16 protein-coding genes are annotated in these 19330 nt (G+C 69.7%); 12 read left to right on the forward strand and 4 right to left on the reverse strand.

The window, feature by feature from the left end:
• Positions 1–212: 212 nt before the first annotated feature.
• Positions 213–2411 (reverse strand): malate synthase G, encoded by a 2199-nt coding sequence (locus BM393_RS18830; protein ID WP_091730165.1) that lies wholly within the window; start codon positions 2409–2411, stop codon positions 213–215.
• Between the two features lie 221 nt (positions 2412–2632).
• Between BM393_RS18830 and BM393_RS18835 the strand changes: the two genes are divergently transcribed.
• Positions 2633–3559, forward strand: a complete 927-nt coding sequence (locus tag BM393_RS18835; RefSeq protein WP_091730169.1) for a LysR family transcriptional regulator — start codon at positions 2633–2635, stop codon at positions 3557–3559.
• Positions 3556–4011 carry a DUF2214 family protein gene (locus BM393_RS18840; RefSeq protein ID WP_091730173.1) on the forward strand — a complete coding sequence of 152 codons (456 nt, stop codon included), beginning with the start codon at positions 3556–3558 and terminating at the stop codon, positions 4009–4011. Before BM393_RS18835 ends, BM393_RS18840 begins: the two co-directional genes overlap by 4 nt.
• A 168-nt stretch (positions 4012–4179) precedes the next feature.
• On the opposite strand, the gene BM393_RS18845 is transcribed toward BM393_RS18840, so the two are convergent.
• A complete protein-coding gene (locus BM393_RS18845; protein ID WP_091730178.1) occupies positions 4180–4503 on the reverse strand; it encodes a PsiF family protein in 324 nt (107 codons plus the stop codon).
• Between the two features lie 165 nt (positions 4504–4668).
• The gene (locus BM393_RS18850) at positions 4669–6051 is read right to left on the reverse strand and encodes a serine/threonine-protein kinase (RefSeq protein ID WP_091730183.1); all 1383 of its coding nucleotides are present in this window, start codon (positions 6049–6051) and stop codon (positions 4669–4671) included.
• A gap of 85 nt (positions 6052–6136) precedes the next feature.
• Between BM393_RS18850 and argS the strand changes: the two genes are divergently transcribed.
• The 10 genes from argS to BM393_RS18900 all read left to right on the forward strand — a co-directional run bounded on the left by argS (position 6137) and on the right by BM393_RS18900 (position 18461).
• A complete protein-coding gene (gene argS, locus BM393_RS18855; RefSeq protein WP_091730186.1) occupies positions 6137–7891 on the forward strand; it encodes an arginine--tRNA ligase in 1755 nt (584 codons plus the stop codon).
• Positions 7888–8565 (forward strand): SPOR domain-containing protein, encoded by a 678-nt coding sequence (locus tag BM393_RS18860; protein WP_091730190.1) that lies wholly within the window; start codon positions 7888–7890, stop codon positions 8563–8565. The genes argS and BM393_RS18860 overlap by 4 nt, the downstream gene beginning before the upstream one ends.
• A 95-nt stretch (positions 8566–8660) precedes the next feature.
• Complete coding sequence (locus tag BM393_RS18865) at positions 8661–9338, forward strand: thiol:disulfide interchange protein DsbA/DsbL (protein WP_175538413.1); 678 nt, start codon at positions 8661–8663, stop codon at positions 9336–9338.
• A gap of 213 nt (positions 9339–9551) precedes the next feature.
• The gene (locus BM393_RS18870; protein ID WP_091730196.1) at positions 9552–10475 is read left to right on the forward strand and encodes an SPFH domain-containing protein; all 924 of its coding nucleotides are present in this window, start codon (positions 9552–9554) and stop codon (positions 10473–10475) included.
• 13 nt (positions 10476–10488) lie between these two features.
• Positions 10489–10749: a hypothetical protein gene (locus BM393_RS18875; protein ID WP_091730200.1), complete on the forward strand. Its 261-nt coding sequence runs from the start codon at positions 10489–10491 to the stop codon at positions 10747–10749.
• A 67-nt stretch (positions 10750–10816) separates the two neighbouring features.
• Positions 10817–11446, forward strand: coding sequence for a TetR/AcrR family transcriptional regulator (locus BM393_RS18880; protein ID WP_091730204.1), 630 nt, complete (start codon positions 10817–10819; stop codon positions 11444–11446).
• A gap of 353 nt (positions 11447–11799) precedes the next feature.
• Complete coding sequence (locus BM393_RS18885; RefSeq protein ID WP_091730209.1) at positions 11800–13086, forward strand: solute carrier family 23 protein; 1287 nt, start codon at positions 11800–11802, stop codon at positions 13084–13086.
• A 214-nt stretch (positions 13087–13300) separates the two neighbouring features.
• Entirely contained in the window at positions 13301–15331 is a 2031-nt protein-coding gene (locus BM393_RS18890) for a GGDEF domain-containing protein (RefSeq protein ID WP_175538414.1), read from the forward strand.
• A complete protein-coding gene (locus BM393_RS18895; protein WP_141225397.1) occupies positions 15328–17385 on the forward strand; it encodes a diguanylate cyclase in 2058 nt (685 codons plus the stop codon). Before BM393_RS18890 ends, BM393_RS18895 begins: the two co-directional genes overlap by 4 nt.
• Positions 17386–17468: 83 nt before the next feature.
• Positions 17469–18461, forward strand: a complete 993-nt coding sequence (locus BM393_RS18900) for a tripartite tricarboxylate transporter substrate binding protein (protein ID WP_091730221.1) — start codon at positions 17469–17471, stop codon at positions 18459–18461.
• Positions 18462–18479: 18 nt separating this feature from the next.
• On the opposite strand, the gene BM393_RS18905 is transcribed toward BM393_RS18900, so the two are convergent.
• A complete protein-coding gene (locus BM393_RS18905; protein ID WP_091730225.1) occupies positions 18480–19265 on the reverse strand; it encodes an exodeoxyribonuclease III in 786 nt (261 codons plus the stop codon).
• Positions 19266–19330 lie beyond the last annotated feature (65 nt).

A 19330-nucleotide genomic window follows, 5' to 3' on the forward strand; every position in this document is an offset into this window, starting at 1 on the left:
CCTCCATTGCCGGACGGTTTGCGAACAACTAACGACCGGTGATGCCGGAAGTCATCCTTCGGCGCGGGGCGATGAATGCCGGAAAACGGCAAAAGTGACACGCGCGGAAACGACGAAGCGGCCCGAGGGCCGCTCCGAAAGATCTCCCTTACGCCGCACGATGGCGGCGGTTTGAAGCAGATGGTCGTCGTTGCGCTGGCGTTGTCCCGACCTTATTGAGCGCTCGTCGCCTTACGCCGCTGCCGCCACGCATGCAGCAGCGGTTCCGTGTACCCGCTGGGCTGTTCCCGTCCTTGGAACACCAGATCCAGTGCCGCCTGGTACGCCATGCTTTGCGGACGGCCTGCCATTGCCTCGTAGAGCGGGTCTGCGGCGTTTTGCGCATCCACCACGGCCGCCATCCGTTCGAATGTCGCCCGAACTTGTTGTTCCGTGACGACGCCGTGATAAAGCCAGTTCGCCACGTGCTGGCTGGAGATGCGCAGCGTGGCGCGGTCCTCCATCAAACCGACACCGTTGATGTCCGGCACCTTGGAGCAGCCGACGCCCTGGTCGATCCAGCGCACCACGTAGCCCAGGATGCCCTGGATGTTGTTGTCCAGCTCCTGCTGCTTCTCGGCCTCGGACCAGTTCGGCGCGTCCGTCACCGGGATGGTGAGCAGGCGCTGCAGCAGTTCGGCGCGATCGACGCCAGCGGCTTCCGCCTCGATCTGCTGCTGCACCTGCGCCACGCTGACCTGGTGGTAATGCAGCGCGTGCAGCGTGGCGGCGGTCGGGCTCGGCACCCAGGCGGTGTTGGCGCCGGCCTTCGGGTGCGCGATCTTCTGCTCGAGCATCGCGGCCATCAGGTCGGGCATCGCCCACATGCCCTTGCCGATCTGCGCGCGGCCGCGCAAGCCGGCGCTCAGGCCCACCAGCACGTTGTTGCGCTCGTAGGCCTGGATCCAGGCGCTGGTCTTCATGTCGCCCTTGCGCAGCATCGGGCCGGCCAGCATCGCGGTGTGCATCTCGTCGCCGGTGCGGTCGAGGAAGCCGGTGTTGATGAAGGCGACACGGCTGGGCGCCGCGGCGATGCAGGCGGCGAGGTTGACGCTGGTGCGGCGCTCCTCGTCCATGATGCCCAGCTTCACCGTCGATGCCGGCAGGCCCAGCAACTGCTCAACGCGGCCGAACAGCTCGTTGGCGAAGCCGACCTCGGCCGGTCCGTGCATCTTGGGCTTGACGATGTAGATCGAGCCGCGGCGCGAGTTGCGCAGGCCCGAGCCCGATAGCTGCTTCAAGTCATGCAACGCGATCAGCGTCGTGATGACGGCGTCCATGATCCCTTCCGGGATCTCGCGCCCGCCGTCCAGCAGGATGGCCGGATTGGTCATCAGGTGGCCGACATTGCGCACGAACAGCAGCGAACGTCCCGGCAGCACGACGTCCTGGCCAGCGTCCGCCGCCTTGTAGACGCGGTCCGGGTTGAGGCGGCGCACGAAACTGCGGCCGCCCTTGCTGACTTCCTCGGTCAGCGAGCCCCGCAAGATGCCCAACCAGTTGCGGTAGGCGAGCAGCTTGTCCTCGGCATCGACGGCGGCGATCGAGTCCTCCAGGTCGAGGATGGTCGACAGCGCCGACTCCATCAGCAGGTCGGACACGCCGGCCGCGTCGGTCTTGCCGATCGGCGAGGCGCGATCGATCTGCACTTCGATGTGCAGGCCGTGATGGCGCAGCAGGATGGCCGTCGGCGACGCGGCGTCGCCCAGGTAGCCGACGAACTGCGACGCGTCCGCCAGTCCAACGTCGCGACCGTCCTTCAGCGCGACGGCGAGCGCGCCGCCATTGACGCGATAGCCGGTGGCGTCAGCATGCGAGGCGCCCGCGAGCGGCGCGGCCTGGTCCAGCACCTGGCGCGCGAAGGCAATGACCTTGGCGCCGCGGGCCGGGTTGTAGCCGCCGGCGCGTTCGGCGCCGTCGGTTTTGGGAATGACGTCGGTTCCATAGAGCGCGTCGTACAGCGAGCCCCAGCGCGCGTTGGCCGCGTTCAGCGCGTAACGCGCGTTCAGGATGGGGACCACCAGCTGCGGGCCGGCCTGGATCGCCAGTTCCGCGTCCACATCGGCGGTCGTCGCCTTCGGATCGGCGGGCAGCGGCGCCAGGTAGCCGATCTGCTGGAGGAAGGCCTGATACGCCGCCATGTCGCGGATCGGACCGGGGTGGGCGCGATGCCAACCGTCCAGTTCGGCCTGCAGCCGATCGCGCTCCGCCAACAGGGCGGCGTTCTTCGGCGCCAGGTCATGGGCCAGCGCATCGAAGCCCTGCCAGAACGCGGCGGGCTCGATGCCGGTGCCGGGCAGCGCCTCGGTCTCGATGAAACGGGCCAGGGCGGTGTCGACCTGGAGGCGGTGGTGTTGGCTGCGTGCGCTCATGGCGGCTCCCAAGATGCGAAGGAATGGCGACCGGAAGGCGGGGGCAAGACACGGGCCGGCGCGCGGTCGTCCCCCATCGGAACGCACCGACTGTAGGCTGCGGCACGGCACCGATTCATGTCGACGCCGGTCGGAGATCCCTGACTTTTTTGCACAAATAACAACGCATCGGGTCAGCATTCATTGCCTGGCGCGGTGCAACGGCCCAACAATCGCCGGCCATGGACCGCCTCAAACAGATCGAGTCCTTCGTGCTGGTCGCGACCAAGGGCAGCCTGACGGCCGCGGCGCAGGCCGAGGGCGTGGCACCCGCGGTGATGGGCCGCCGCCTCGACGCGCTGGAGGCGCGGCTGGGCGTGAAGCTGCTGCTGCGCACGACCCGCAAGCTGACGCTGACGCATGAAGGCATCGCCTTCCTGGAGGACTGCCAGCGCCTGCTTGTCGAGTTCGCGAGCGCTGAAGCCAGCGTCAGCGCTGGCGGCGTGAAGGCCAGCGGTCACCTGCGCATCACCGCGCCGGCGGGTTTCGGCCGTCGTCACGTCGCGCCGCTGGTTCCGGCCTTTCTCGCGCGGCATCCGGAGGTCAGCGTCTCGCTGAACCTCAGCGACCGGGTGGTCGACATCGTCAACGAGGGTTTCGACTGCGCCGTCCGCGTGGGCGACCTCAGCGATTCCAGCCTGATCAGCACGCGGCTGGCCGACAACCGACGGCTGTGCGTGGCTGCGCCGTCCTACCTGCGGCGTGCCGGCACGCCGCGGCATCCGTCCGAGTTGATGCGGCACGAGTGCCTGACCTTGAGTTCCGATGCGAGCCAGACGCGCGGCTGGGCCTTCCGTGTGGACGGGCAGGTGCAGCATCTGCGACCGAGTGGTCGGCTCGATTGCAGCGACGGCCAGGTGTTGCACGACTGGTGTCGGCAAGGCCTCGGGCTGGCGTGGCGCAGCACCTGGGAGGTGGCCGCGGCCTTGCGCGCCGGTGAACTGGTCAGCGTGCTGGACGATTTCGCGGCGCCGCCGAACGGCATCTTTGCCGTGCTGCCCCAGCGCAAGCACCTGCCGCTGCGGGTGAGGCTCTGGATAGACTTCCTGAAGGAACACTACGGCAGCGTCGACTACTGGACGCGTGCCGCCACCTGGGAGACCTCATGACGCTCGAAGCCCTGCTCGCCGGCCTGCACATCCTGGCGATCCTCAGCCTGGTCGTATTCCTGTCGAGCCAGGCGGCGCTGTGCCGTACCGAATGGATGAACGCGGCGGTGGTGCGGCGGCTGTCGCGGCTGGACATGATCTACGGCATGACCGCGGTTGCGGTGCTGCTGACGGGCTTTGCTCGGACGTGGTGGGGCATGAAGGGGCTGGGCTGGTACTGGGGCCAGCCGCTGCTGCACCTCAAGTTCGGGCTGTTCGTGGTGATCGGCCTGATCTCCATCAAGCCGACCTTGACCTATCGCCGCTGGCTCAAGGCCTTGGACGGCGGTGGTGGTCTGCCGAGCGACGCCGAGGTGCGCGCCACGCGACGCCTGGTCATGATCCAGGCCCACTTGCTGATGCTGATTCCGATCGCGGCCGTGATGCTCGCGCGCGGCGTGCTGACCAAGTGAACGCACCGCAACCGCCCGAGAGAACCGCTGAAATCGGCCGAGTGAGCTGCTGAGATCGGCCGAGTGACGCGACGCTGCATCGGGATGCTCCGCTAGGCGCAAACCGCAGCCATAGCAGCGCTATGGCGAGGATTTGCAACAACGCGGAGCGCCCGATGCGGCGTTGCGTCATTTGGCCGAGAGGCATTCCTTCATGAATGTCTTGCGCTCGTCGCCGGTCTTGCCCTTGGCCTCGGCGTTGCAAGTCGTCATCTTGGTTTGCTGGGCGGTCTTGGCCGGCGCGGTTTCGCCCTTGAGGCAACTGCTCATGAAGGCCTTGCGCTCGTCGCCGGTCTTGTCCTTGGCGTCGGCGTTGCAGGACTTCATCAGCTGCTGCTGCTTGAGCTGCTTCTCGGACGGCGCTTTCTTGGCATCGTCCGCGGCGTGCGCGCCCAGGGCGGCCAGCGCCAGCAGCGCGCCGGCGAACAGCGAGGTCGGGGTCAGGCGTTTCATCACTCTCTCCTACAGGGCTACAGGGGGTTGGGGAAGGACCTGGGGGCAGTGGAGCACACCAGCGAGCGGCCCTCAATAGCGGTTGATGCCGGTCAAGAGCCGCGCTGACTCGGGTCGGTTGACGCGGATGCGAGCCCGGCCTGGAAGAACCGGTCGGCGCCTGACTCACATGATCCGGCGCGGAGACGCCAGCGCCTCATGCGCAAGATGGAGTCGCCTGACCAGGACCTGGATGAATGCGCGGTCGAACCGGTGCTGGCACTCGGGGCTGAGCTGTCCCAGCGAATCCGGCGTGAAGGACACGGTTGTACAAAGTTGGGTCACCCGGATGTCGGTGCTGTGGCGCCGCAGGTCGGGATTCGGCGCGAGGTAGGCCATCTCGCCGACCGAGGTGCCGGTACCCAGCGTCGCGACCAGCGCGCCGTCGCGCCAGACCTCCACCTCGCCCTGCGTGATGATGTGGAAGGTGTTGCCCTCCTGGCCCTTCTTGAACAGCAGATGGTCCAGCGGATAACGCCGCCAGCGCGCGCGTCGCACCACTTCCCACAGCTCGACGTCGCCGAAGCCGGCGAAGAACTCCAGGTCGCGCAGGAGGTTGAAGCGCTCCGAGTCCTTGACCTCGTTGAGGCGCGCCAGCGGCACCAGCTGCCGGGCCACCAGCTCCGACAGCGCCTGGCCGAAGGCCTCCCAGTCGGCATGGCGCTCGTGCGGATGCTTGGCCAGCGCCTTCTGGATGACCGCGTCCAGCTCCGGCGTCACGCCTCCGCGCTGGCCCAGCAGCGGCTGGGGCGCCTGGTGGTAGATCTGATGCATCAGCGCCATCTGGTTGGGCGCGTCGAAGGGCGGGCGGCCGCAGACCATGTGGTACAGCACCGCGCCCAGCGAATAGATGTCCGCCTGCGCGCCCACGTCGCCGCCCTCGATCTGCTCCGGCGGCATGTAGGCCAGCGAGCCGACCCGGTGCACCTGCGTCATGTCGGCATTGAGGTTGAGCGCGCTGCCGAAGTCGCTGACCTTCACGTCGGTCACCTGGCCCTGGCTGTCGAGCACCGCCAGCAGGTTGGCGGGCTTGATGTCGCGGTGGACCACGCCCTGGCGGAACACGTAGGACAGCGCCATCGCGCACTTGAAGCCGAGCTCGACGATCTGGTCCAGCGGCAGCAGCCGGTCGTTGCGGCAGAAGTGCTTGAGCGTCACACCATGGACGTACTCCATGACGAGGTAGGGCAGGTCGCCGTCCTGCACCGCGTCCAGGATCTGCACCACGTTCGGATGCTGGAGTCGGCCCGCCAGCGCGGCCTCGGCGGCGAAGAAGCGGATGCTGAGCGTGTCCTCTTCCGCCGGGCCGCCGCCGGACCAGGCGCGCATGCGTTTGATCGCGACTTCCTGGCCCTTGAAGTCGTCCATCGCCAGGAAGACGTCGCTGGTCGCGCCCTCGCCCAGTCGGCGCAGCACGCGGTACTTGCCGATCTGCTCCGGCAGGTCGGCCAGACCGCCGAGCGTCGAATCGGTGAAGCTGGCGGGGCGTGGATCGACGGGGGCGCTCATCGGAGGGGCATCCTGCCCCACGAGGAGGGCGCCGGCAAGGGGGCGTACGGCCTCTTACGGGGGAGGTCCCCTAAAATGCGGCGCCATGATCCAAGCCAAGCAGGAATTGCTCGCCGCCCTCGGCACCGTGCTCCAGGGCCTGAGCCAGGAGGCCGTCGACGCCGGCCTCGTCGCCGCCGCGCCGGTGGCCGCATTCGAGACCCCCAAGCAAGCCTCCCATGGCGATTTCGCCTGCACGGCCGCGATGCAGCTGTCCAAGGCGCTGAAGAAGAACCCGCGCGAACTGGCGACGACGCTGATCGCCCAGCTGCAGGCGCAACCGGCCTTCGAGCGCTGGGTCGACGCGCTGGAGATCGCCGGCCCCGGCTTCATCAACATCCGCCTCAAGCCCGTGGCCAAGCAGGCCGTGGTGAGCGAGGTCTTCGCCGCGGCCGAGCGCTTCGGGCACCAGCCCCGGCGCGACACCTCGGCGCTGGTGGAGTTCGTCTCCGCCAACCCGACCGGGCCGCTGCACGTCGGCCATGCCCGCCAGGCGGCGCTGGGCGATTCCCTGTGCCAGCTGTTCGCGACCCAGGGCTGGAACGTCAGCCGCGAGTTCTATTACAACGACGCGGGCGTGCAGATCGGCACCCTCGCACGCAGCACGCAGCTGCGCGCCCAGGGGGTCAAGCCAGGCGATCCGGTCTGGCCGACCGATCCCGGGAATCCCGAGAGCAAGAACTTCTACAACGGCGACTACATCCAGGACATCGCCGACGCCTTCTTGCGCAAGGAGACGGTGAAGGCCGACGATCGCGAGTTCACCGCGTCGGGCGACCCGGAGGACCTCGATTCGATCCGCCAGTTCGCCGTCGCGTTCCTGCGCCACGAGCAGGACCTGGACCTGCAGGCCTTCGGCCTGCGCTTCGACAACTACTTCCTCGAGTCCTCGCTGTACACCGGCGGCCAGGTCGAGGACGCGGTCGCGCGCATGATCGCCAACGGCAAGACCTATGAGGAGGGCGGCGCGCTGTGGCTGCGCTCCACCGAGTACGGCGACGACAAGGACCGCGTGATGCGCAAGTCCGATGGCACCTACACCTACTTCGTGCCGGACGTCGCCTACCACGTGAACAAGTTCAAGCGTGGCTTCTCGAAGTGCATCAACATCCAGGGCACCGACCACCACGGCACGATCGCCCGGGTGCGCGGCGGCCTGCAGGCCACCGGCGTGGGCATCCCCGAGGGCTTCCCGGACTACGTGCTACACAAGATGGTCACGGTCATGAAGGGCGGCGAGGAGGTCAAGATCTCCAAGCGCGCCGGCAGCTACGTCACGCTGCGCGACCTGATCGAATGGACCAGCCGCGACGCGGTGCGCTTCTTCCTGATCAGCCGCAAGGCCGACACCGAATTCGTCTTCGACGTCGACCTCGCGCTCAAGGCCAATGACGAGAACCCGGTGTTCTACGTGCAGTACGCGCATGCGCGGATCTGCTCGGTGCTGCGCAAGGGCGCGGAGCAGGGCCACGACGCAGCCTCGGTCGCCGGCGCCGACCTCTCGCTGCTGACCGCGCCGACCGAGTACGCGCTGATGCTCAAGCTGGCGGACTACCCGCGCATGCTGGCCTCCGCCGCGCAAGACCTGGCCCCGCACGACGTGGCGTTCTACCTGCGCGACCTGGCGGGCGCGCTGCACAGCTACTATGGCGCCGAACGCGTGCTGGGCGACGACCCGGCCCTGACGCGCGCGCGCCTGGCGCTGCTGGCCGCGACGCGGCAGGTGATGCGCAACGCGCTGGCGGTGCTGGGGGTGTCGGCCCCGGACGCGATGGAACGTGACTCGCAGGAGCAGCAATGAGCAAAGAAAAGCAGCGTGGCGGATTCGCCATGGGCCTGATCGTGGGCCTGCTGCTGGGGCTTGGGATCGCGCTGGGCGTGGCCCTGTACGTGACGAAGGCGCCGGTGCCGTTCGTCAACAAGCTGCCGCAACGCACCGCGGAGCAGGACGCCCAGGAAGCCGAACGCAACCGCAACTGGGATCCGAATGCGCCGCTGGCCGGCCGCGCCGGCGCGAAGGCCGCCTCGGGCGTGGTGACGCCGGCGGTCGTGCCGCCGCCCGCGCAGACGCCGCAGGTCACCGCCGGTCCGACGGCCGCGCCGGCCGTCGAGGGCCGTCCCGCCGAGCGCGCGCCCGCCGCGCAGCCGCAGGCCCAGACGACGCCCACGCCGGCCGCCAGGCCCGAGCAGCGTCCCGCCGAGACGCGCACGGCCGACGGCGCCCGCGCCGACGGGTCGCGCGGCAGCTTCTTCGTCCAGGCCGGCGCCTACACCCGCATGGAGGACGCCGAGCAGCAGCGCGCCAAGCTGGCCATCCAGGGGTTCTCGGCCAAGGTGATGGAACGCGAACAGGCGGGCCGCACCGTCTTCCGCGTGCGCCTGGGACCGTTCGACACCCGCGACGAGGCCGAAGCGCAGCAGAAGAAGCTCGAAGGGGCCGGCGTCGAGGCCAACCTCGTCGCGATCCAGCGCTGAGCCGCCGGCGGTGGTTAATGCCACCCTAAGTTTGACTTTCTAGGATGGCCGGCCGCCGCGCTGCCGGTCGCCGCGGAACTACCAAGGAATCGAAGATGAAGCGTCGCGAATTCAACACCCTCACGGTCCTGTCGACCGCCGCGGGCGGTGGCCTGCTGCTGAGCGGCGCGCCCGCCCAGGCGCAGGGCGGCCCGATCGAAGGCCGCCAGTACCAGCGCCTGGCCAAGCCGGTGCCCGGCTCGACGCCCGGCAAGATCGAGGTGATCGAGTTCTTCTGGTACGGCTGCCCGCACTGCTACGTCTTCGAACCGACGATCGAGGCCTGGGCCAAGCAGCTGCCCGCCGACGTCGTCTACCGCAAGGTCCACGTGGCCTTCCGCGCGAACGTGAAGATCCACCAGCAGATGTTCGTGACGCTGGAAGCGATGGGCAAGGAGGCGCAGGTGCGCCCGGCCATCTTCAACGCCATCCATCGCGGCGGCCAGAGCCTGACCGACGTGGACGCGATGGCCAAGTTCCTGGCGCCGCTGGGCGTGGATCCGGCGAAGTTCAAGGAGACCTACAACTCCTTCACCGTGCAGACCCGCGTGCAGCAGGCGACGAAGCTGCAGGACCAGTACAACATCGACGGCGTGCCGACCGTCGCGATCGGCGGGCGCTTCCTGACCTCGCCGGCGATGGCCGGTTTCGGCCTGCGCGTCAGCGAGGAAGAACTGGGCCAGCGCTGCATCGCCGTGGCCAACTTCCTGCTGCCGCTGGCCCGCAAGGGCTGAGCGCCCACGGGCGCCGCGCCAGCGCGGACGCTCTGCGCTCCCTCCAAAGCGCTCCCTCGAAAGCGCTCCCTCGAAAGCGCCCCTCATGGGGGCGCTTTCTGCTTTCTGCGGGACTCTCGCCCGGCCCCTCTCTTGGGGGTGGCTCCGCGTCGGCCCTTGCGCGCCGAGGGCGGTTGCGCTTAAAGTGATATCACCTTTTTGGAGGAGCTGGTGATGAGCACGACCGCAGTCCCGAAGAACAAGCCCTCGCCCGGCGCGGCGCCGACGCCGCTGGAGCGGCGCGCCGGCACGGCCAACGGTTATGCCGCGTTGCTCATCGGCCTGGGCCTGCTGGCTTTCGCGATCTGGCGCTTCGCCGCGCTCGGCCATGACGCGGTCGGCCTGCCGCAGCTGGCCTTGGTGGTGACCGGCGTCATCTTGCTGACCGGCCTGTACATCCAGCAGCCCAACGAGGCCCGCGTGCTGACGCTCTTCGGCCGCTACGTCGGCACCGACCGCACGCCCGGCCTGCGCTGGACGATCCCGCTGTTCATGATGAAGCGCCGCCTGTCGCTGCGCGCCCGCAACCTCGACGCGCCGACGCTGAAGGTCAACGACAAGCGCGGCAACCCGGTCGAGATCAGCGCCGCCGTGGTCTGGCGGGTCGAGGACACGGCCCGCGCCGTGTTCGAGGTCGACGACTTCGAGCAGTACGTCAGCATCCAGGCGGAGGCGGCGATCCGGCATGTCGCCTCGCAATTCGCCTACGACGAGGGCGATGACCTCGACAGCCGCGAGATCACCCTGCGCGCCGGCGCCGACGAGGTGATGGCCGCGATGATCGCGGAGCTGCAGGCGCGCCTGCAGCCGGCGGGGGTCAGCGTCGAGACGGCGATGCTCACGCACCTGGCCTACGCCCCCGAGATCGCCCAGGTGATGCTGCGCCGGCAGCAGGCCGAGGCCATCATCAGCGCCCGCAAGAAGATCGTGCACGGCGCGGTCAGCATGGTCGAGGAGGCGCTCAAGGGCCTGAGCGAGCGGGAGATCGTCCAGCTCGACGACGAACGCAAGGCGGCGATGGTCTCCAACCTGCTGGTGGTGCTGTGCTCCGACAAGGACACGCAGCCCATCGTGAACGCGGGGACGCTCTACAACTGAGCGGCGGGCGCAGATGGCCAGTCCCGCGAAGAAGCAATTCCCGCTGCGCCTCGATCCCGCGCTGTGGGAGGAGATCGAGCGATTGGCCGCGATCGAGCTGCGCTCGTCCAATGCCCAGATCGAGTTGTTGCTGCGGGAGGCGCTCAAGCGCCGCGGCATCAAGCCGGAGCCTTCCCCGGCGCCGCGTCGCGGACGCCCCCCGGCGGGCGCTGCCGAGGACACCGGGCAGGCGATGGACGACGCGGCGCCGCACGCCGACTCCAGCAACGAATAACCCGGCCGTCATCCGTGGCATTCGGGGACCGCGGCGGGTTTCGCACGACCGTGCTAACTTGCGCGCCATGGAAGCCAAGACCGCCCGCAGCGAACTGACGCAGAGCGCCATCGTCGATGTCGCGCTGGAGATGGCCCGCCTCGACGGCCTGGACAGCCTCTCGATCGGCGAGGTCGCCAAGCGCCTGAACCTGTCCAAGAGCGGCGTCTTCTCGCGCATCGGCTCGCGGGAGGCGCTGCAGGCCGCGGTGCTGGACGCTTTCGAGAAGACCTTCCAGCAGGAGGTCATCCTGCCGGCGCTGCGCGAGCCGCGCGGCCTGCCCCGCATGGACGCGATGGTGCGCGCCTGGTTGGGGCGCGTCGGCGGGCCGCACGGCAACTGCCTGTACGTGGCCGGCGCCTTCGAATACGACGACCGCGACGACGCCATGCGCGAACGCCTGCTCGACGGTGTCCGGCGCTGGCGCTCGACGTTGCGCCGCACGCTGGTCCAGGCGCAGGACGCGGGCCAGCTGCGCGAGGACGCGGATCTCGATCAACTGATCTTCGAGCTGGACGGCCTCTTCACCGCGCTGGTCCGCGAAGTGCGCTTCCTGCGCACGCCGGATGCGGTCGAGCGGGCCTGGACCAGCTATCTGCGCCTGATGGCGCCGATGCTGACGGCGCCGCCCACCTCGGCCTCAGAAGCCTCCTGCTGACACACCCGCCATGCCTTCGCCCGTCCCCCATCCCTGCCTCAATTTCGCACGCTCGTGCGAACTGATTCGTTTCCCTCTTCCCTGAGCCCAAGGAGCCCTGCCATGACCATCCTGCTGATCCTGAGCCTGCTGACCGGCGGCGCGCTGTGGCGTGCCTGGGCGTCGTGGCGCCGGCTGCTGCGCATGCTGCCGCGCCACAACCGCGACATGGTGCTGTTCTGAGCGACGGCGCGTGCATCGCATGCGCCATCCCGTCAAGCCTCCGCCGGGCCGCCTGGTCACGGGATATGCCCGGAGTGGCGATGTGATGGGGCCTCCTTACACTCCCTGGCTTGTCCCGTTGAGGAAAGTCCATGGCGTGGTTGATGCGCTGGCGGCCCGTGACCGTCGGCCCCGAGAAGGCGATTGCCCCCGATGAACGCCTGTCCTGGCCGCAGACCGCGGCGCTCGGCCTGCAACATGTGATCGCCATGTTCGGTGCCACCGTGCTGGCGCCGCTGCTGATGGGCTTCGATCCCAACGTCGCCGTGCTGATGAGCGGCGTGGGCACGCTGCTGTTCTTCTTCCTGACCGGTGGCCGGGTGCCGAGCTACCTGGGCTCGAGCTTCGCGTTCATCGGCGTCGTCATCGCCGCGACCGGGTACGCCGGCAGCGGCCCCAATCCCAACCTGCCCCTGGCGCTGGGCGGCATCGTCGCCTGCGGCGTGCTGTACACGGCGATCGGCCTGCTGGTCTCGGCCACCGGCAGCGGCTGGGTCGAGCGACTGATGCCGCCGGTGGTGACCGGCGCGGTGGTGGCGGTGATCGGCCTGAACCTGGCGGCGGTCCCGATCAAGAACATGGCGCCGACGCCCTTCGACGCCTGGATGCAGGCCGCGACCTTCCTCAGCGTCGCGCTGGTGGCGGTGCATGCGCGCGGCATGCTGCAGCGGCTGCTGATCCTGGCCGGCCTGGTCCAGGCCAGCCTGATCTACGCGCTGCTGACCAACGGCTTCGGCCTGGGCACGCCCATCGATCTCAGCAAGGTCGCGGCCGCGCCGTGGTTCGGGCTGCCGAGCTTCCATGCGCCGGTCTTCGACGGCGCGGCGATGCTGATGATCGCGCCGGTGGCGCTGATCCTGGTGGCCGAGAACCTGGGCCACCTGAAGGCCGTGGGCGCGATGACCGGGCGCGACATGTCGCCCTTCCTGGGCCGCGCCTTTGTCGGTGACGGCCTGGCGACCATCGCCAGCGGTGCGGTCGGCGGTACCGGCGTCACCACCTACGCCGAGAACATCGGCGTCATGGCCGCGACCCGCATCTACTCGACTGCCGTCTTCGTCTTCGCCGCGCTGATGGCGCTGGTGCTGGGTTTCTCGCCGAAGTTCGGCGCGCTGATCCAGGCCATCCCGCTCGCGGTGATGGGCGGCGTCAGCATCGTCGTGTTCGGCCTGATCGCGATCGCTGGCGCCCGGATCTGGGTCGACCATCAGGTCGATTTCCGCGACCCGCGCAACCTGATGGTGGCGGCCATCACGCTGGTGATCGGCACCGGCGACTTCACCTTGAAAATGGGTGGGTTTACCCTGGGTGGCATCGGAACTGCCACCTTCGGCGCGATCCTGCTGCATGCGCTGCTGCGGCGAGGCCGCACGGACTGACCCCACGCCGCGTGCGCGGGCGCCGACTCGTGCAGGCTTCACGGGAACCCGGGGATCGGCGCTCAAGTCACGAGACCTACCACTCGACATCAGCACGATGAGCATGCTTGGGGTGTTGCGAGCAACGGAGCAAGCGAGGACGGCCACCGGCCGGGCCGGCGCACGCCCACGCGCGCGCGCGCCAGAATGGGCCGCCGCGCTCCTGGCGCTCGCCTTGAGCCTGGCGATGCCGCTGCTGAGCGGCTGTGGGCCGCAGGGCGGCGTCGACACCCGCGACGCGGCGGCCTCCGCCACCGGCGTCCAGGACCGGGCGCTGCAGGCCGAGCTCGAGCAGCAGGAACGCATCGCCTCGGCGCACCCGCGCGAGCACCTGCGCGAGCTGCAGGCGATCGAATCCCGTGCCGCGCCGGGCAGCGCCGAGCGGCTGGAAGCCCTGAGCCAGCGCGCCGCGCTGCTCGCCCAGCTGCGGGACCGCAGCGGCCACGAGGCCGCGGTGGAAGCGCTGAAGGCCTGGCCGGAGAGCTCGCCGGTGCGCGCGCAGATTCCACTGGCCCTGATGCTGGCGCGGGCGCAATGGCTCAAGGCCAATGGCGAACTGGGCGCCGGCGTGCGCCTGCTGGGCGGCCTCGCCGACATGGACGCGGCCCAGGCCGACCGCCGGATGCTGTGGCGCGCGACCGAGCTGCGCGCCTACATGCAGGGGGACTACGGCGAGGTCGACGCGGCGGTCGAAAGCGGCCTGAAGGCGCTGGAGCAGGCGCGCGCGATGGGCTCGCGCTGGCGGGCCGCCACCAACGACGCCACGCTCGCCTTCAACTACTTCCGCAGTCAGCAGTTCGACCATGCCCTGCGTGCCGCGCGCGAGGCGCTCGAGACGGCGCAGCAGGACCCGGATCCGGTGCTGATGTACTCGGTCTACACCATCCTGGGCATCGTCCACTCGCAGGACGAGGACCCGCGGCTGAGCCAGCAGGCCCGCGAGCAGGCGCTGCAATACGCCCGCGAGGCGCAGGCGCCCGGCCTGCAGGCGCTCGCGCTGGGCAACCTGGCCGACTACGAACTGCGCAGCGGCAACTACGCCCGGGCGCTGGAGCTGTCGACGCAAAGCCTGGCGCTGGCGCATGAGGGCGGCGAGATCTCGACCGAGATCCTGGCGCGCCACAACATGGGCATCGCCAAGATCGGGCTGAAGCGGCTGGACGAGGGCAAGCGCGACGTGCTGCAGGCCATCACGATGGACGCGCAGCGCGAGGCCGGCAGCTACACCGCCGAGGCCTGGCTGGAGCTGGGCGGCTACCTGGAGAAGGTCGACGACCTGCCCGGCGCGGTCGACGCCTACCACCGCGCGCGCAAGGAGTTCGACGCGGTGCTGCGCGACGAGACCCGCAAGGCGGTGCTCGAGGCGCAGGCGCGCTTCGAGGACCAGCAGCGCCAGCGCGAGATCCGGCTGCTCAACCAGGACAACAGCCTCAAGGCCGAGCAGATCCGCACCCGCGACCTGCAGCTCAAGCTCTGGGCGGAGGTCGGTGGCTGCGTGCTGCTCTCGGGCGCCTTGCTGGCGCTGGCCTACCGGCGCATCCGGCGTACCAACGCCGCGCTCGCGCAGACCAACGAATCGCTGCGCGTGCAGAGCGAGCGCGACCCGCTGACCGGGCTCGCGAACCGGCGCCATTTCCAGCAGGCCATCGCGCAGCGCACGCGCGAAGGCGGCCTGCGCGGCAGCCTGTTCCTGATCGACATCGACCACTTCAAGCGCATCAACGACCAGTGGGGCCATGCGGCCGGCGACACCGTGCTGGTCGAGGTTGCGCGGCGCCTGAGCAGCGTGCTGCGCGAGCAGGACCTGGTCGTGCGCTGGGGCGGCGAGGAGTTCCTGATCCTGGTGAACTCCGAGGCCACGGAGGATGCGCGCCAACTGGGCCAGCGCCTGCTCGACCAGATCGGCGGGCAGCCGGTCGACCACGGGCCGCTACGCATCCCGATCAGCGCGTCGATCGGCTTCGCCAGCTTCCCGATGGCGCCGCAGGACCTGACGCTCGAATGGGAGCGGGCGATCGACCTGGTCGACACCGTGATGTACATGGCCAAGGCGCATGGCCGCAACAAGGCCTACGGCGTGGCGGCGATGCAGGCCCGCGACCGCGACCAGCTGCTGGCCCTGGCCGGCCGCATCGAGGCCGCCTGGCACCAGGGCCAGGTGCAGCTGGTCAGCCTGCTCGGCCCGGTGCAGGAGGGGCGCGCATGATCCGGCCGCTCGCCGCCGTCGTGAAGGCCACGCTGCTGGCCATGCTGCTGAGCGGCGCGGCCGCGTGGGCGGCGATCCCCGACCGTGCGCTGGACGCGCAGCTCGTGCAACTGGACCGCTACGGCTACAACGAGCCGGAGAAGGCCGCGCAGCAGCTGCGCGCGCTGGCGGCGGACCCGGCGCACGCCGGTCAACGCCTGCACCTCGACTACGCGCTCGGCCGCAACGCCGTCTACGCCGGGCATCCGGAGACGGTGCGCCGCATCGCGGCGGACCTGGAGCAGCGGCCCGGCGGCCAGCCACTGGCGCGCATGCTGCTGGCCGAGCTGCAGGACCGACAGGGCCAGACCGGCCGCTCGGGCGACATGGCGCGGCAGGCGCTCGAGGCCCTGTCGCCGCCCTGCCCGTCGCAGGCGGCGCAGGCGGTGCCGCCCAACTGCGACGCGCGCGTCGCGCTGCAGGCCCTGCGGCTGATCGCGCGCGCGCAGGGCGCGCGGGGCGAGTACGCCTTCGCCGACACCTCGCTGCGCCGCGCGCTGGCGCTGGCGCAGGCGCTGCAGGACCACACCGCGACCGGCGCGATGATGGGCTCGCTCGCGGTGAACAGCCAGGTCCGCGACGAGACCGCGGCCGCGCAGCAGTGGATGACGCAGGCCTGGCAGATGGCGCAGGGCGATGCGTCCGCGATGAGCCGGGCGAAGATGGTCGAGTCCATGGTCGCGTCGCGACGCGGCGATCGCAACCAGCAGCTGGCGGCGCTCGAGGATGCGCTGCGGCTGGCCCAGCAGTCGGGCGGACGGCGCGACGTCGCGCTGCTGCAGAACAACCTGCTCGACGCCTACATCCACACCGACCAGGCCGCCAAGGCGGTGCAGCTGGCGCGGCTGGCGCTGCCGGTGGTGCAGTCCTACAACGACCAGACGGTCGAGCGCACGTTGCGCCACAACCTGTCGGTCGCGCTGGTGCTGCAGCGCCAGTTCGAGCCGGCGCGGCGCGAGGTCGCGCGGGTGCTCGAGCTGGCGCAGGGCGACTTCGATCCGGTGCGCCGCGCGCTGCAGCTGCGCGAGCTCGGCGAGGCCTACGCCAAGGTCGGGCAGTGGAAGGAGGCGCTGCGGCTCTATCACGAGGAGCGCGCGCTGAGCGCGGAGACGGCCCGGCGCAACCGCGACTCCGCGCTGCAGCAGCTGCGGCTCAAGTACGACAGCGAGGCCAGGCAGCGCGACCTGGAGCTGCTGCGCCGCGAGCAGACGCTCAAGGACCGCGAGCTCGGCAACCGGCGGCTGGCGCAGTACGTCGGCGTCGGGCTGGCGGCGCTGCTGGGGCTGTCGCTGATCCTGATGGGCGTGATGCTGGCGCGCGTGCGCGAGGCCAACCGCAGGCTCAAGGCCAACCAGAGCCTGCTGCGCGCCCAGAGCGAGCGCGACCCGCTGACGGACCTGGCCAACCGGCGCCACTTCCTCGCGGTCATGGACCGCCATGCCAAGGACGTGTTCACCGGCGCGCTGCTGATGATCGACATCGATCACTTCAAGCATGTCAACGACCGCCACGGCCACGCGGCCGGCGACGCGGTGATCGTCGAGGTCTCGCGGCGCATCGCGCAGGCGGTGCGGGCGGAGGACCTGGTGGTGCGCTGGGGCGGCGAGGAGTTCCTGGTCTTCGCCCGCAACGTGGCGCCGGACCAGTTGCAGCTGCTGGCCGAGCGCATCCTCTTCATCGTCGGCGAGCAGCCGGTGCAGACCGCGGCCGGCGCGCTGCGGGTGACCTGCTCGATCGGCTTCGCGCATTTCCCGCTGCCGCCGGCCCAGCTCGCCCTGCATTGGGAACAGGCCGTCAACTGGGCGGACATGGCGCTCTACACGGCCAAGTCGCAGGGCCGCAATCGCGCGCGCGGCATCGTGACCGTCGAGGCCGGCGACGCGCAGGCGCTGATCCAGATCGAGGCCGACTTCGATGCCGCCTGCAGCTCCGAGCGGGTGCAGCTGCAGACCCTCCTCGGTCCGGAGCCGCCCGGGTTGCCGGATTCGACGGCGTCGGTGGAGTCGGCGGACTAGCCGGGCGGGACGGACATCCCCGCCGCATCACGATCGCATCGCCGCCGACGACCCGCATCGAGATCACCACGAGGAGACGTTCCATGAGCCTGAACCGTCGCGCGTTGCTCGCGCTGTCCTCCGCGGCCTGTCTGCCGGGCCTGGCCCGCGCCCAGCAGGGCTGGCCTGTGCGGCCGCTGCGCATCGTCGTGCCCTTCCCGCCGGCCGGCACCACCGACCTGCTGGCCCGCGCGATGGCGCCCGAGCTGCAGAAGGCGCTGGGCCAGCCGGTGATCGTCGAGAACAAACCCGGCGCGGGCGGCAACACCGGCTCGGCCGAGGTGGCGCATGCGACCGACGGGCACACGCTGCTGATGGGCACCGTGGGCACGCACGCGATCAATGCCTCGCTCTATCCCAAGATGCCCTTCGACCCGGTCAAGGACTTCGCGCCGGTCACGCTGGTCGCCGCGGTGCCCAATGTGCTGGTGCTGAATCCGGCCAACGCGCAGAAGTACGGCATCCAGAGCGTCGCCGACCTGGTGCGCGTGGCCAGGGCTCAGCCGGGCAAGCTCAACATGTGCTCGAGCGGCAACGGCACGTCGATCCACCTGGCGGGTGAGCTGTTCAAGAGCCTGACGGCCACCTACATGATCCATTTCCCGTATCGCGGCTCGGGACCGGCGCTGCTGGACCTGATGGGCGGGAACATGGACCTGATGTTCGACAACCTGCCTTCGGCGTTGCCGCACATCCGGTCGGGCAAGCTCAAGGCGCTCGCGGTCACGAGCGCGCGCCGCAGCGAGGCGCTGCCCGAGCTGCCCACGATCGCGGAGAGCGGCGTGCCGGAGCTCAAGGCCTTCGAGGCCTCGTCCTGGTTCGGGTTGCTGGCGCCGGTGGCGCAGCCGGCGGATCAGGTCGCGCGGGTGCAGCGTGAAGCCGCGAAGGCGCTGGCGACGCCGGCGATCCGGGAGCGCCTGGCGTCGCAGGGCGCGGTGCCGGGCGGCGGCACCAGCGCGGAGTTCGCCGCGCTCATGGCGAGCGAGACCGCCAAGTGGGCCAAGGTGGTGAAGGTCTCGGGCGCCAAAGTGGATTGACACCCGGATCGGTGAGCTTCAGATCTTGAAGTCGTAATCGATCGTCAGCGGCGCGTGGTCGCTGAAGCGCTGGTCGAGGTAGATGGCCTCGCGGGTGGCCAGGTGCGCCATGCCGGGCGTGGCGAGGTGGTAGTCCAGGCGCCAGCCCACATTCTTCGCCCAGGCCTGGCCGCGGTTGCTCCACCACGTGTACTGGTCGGGCTTGTCGTTGAGCACGCGGAAGACGTCCACCAGCCCGACGTCCTGCTCCAGCAGCTTGGTCATCCAGGCCCGTTCCTCGGGCAGGAAGCCGCTGTTCTTCTGGTTGCCCTTCCAGTTCTTGAGGTCGATCTCCTTGTGGGCAATGTTGACGTCGGCCACCAGGATGAACTCGCGTTCGGCGCGCAGTGCCATCAGGTAGGGATACATCTCCGCGAGGAAGCGGAACTTCGCGGCCTGGCGTTCCTCGCCGCTGGAGCCGCTCGGGAAATAGCAGCTGATCAGGCTCAGCTTGCGGCCGGGCTTGTCGAAGCGCTTCTCGACCCAGCGGCCTTCCAGGTCGAACTCCGAGCTGCCGAAGCCGACGATGACATCGCTGGGCGTTTCCTTCGTGTAGAGCCCCACCCCGGAGTAGCCCTTCTTCTGGGCGTAATGGAAGTGGCCGCTGAGGGTGTCGTAGCCGGCGAACTGCGACTCGACGACGTCGGCCTGCGCCTTCAGTTCCTGGACGCCGACCACGTCGGCCTGCTGCGGCGGCAGCCAGTCGAACACGCCCTTGGTGGCGGCGGAGCGGATGCCATTGAGGTTGAGGGTGATGAAGCGCATGGAGGGGCCCCTGGAAGAGGGCGGCAGTATCGCAAAGCCGCCTGCCAAAGATGACAGCAGCCGCC

The organism is Mitsuaria sp. PDC51 (genome assembly GCF_900113225.1).
Taxonomy (GTDB): Bacteria; Pseudomonadota; Gammaproteobacteria; order Burkholderiales; family Burkholderiaceae_C; genus Roseateles.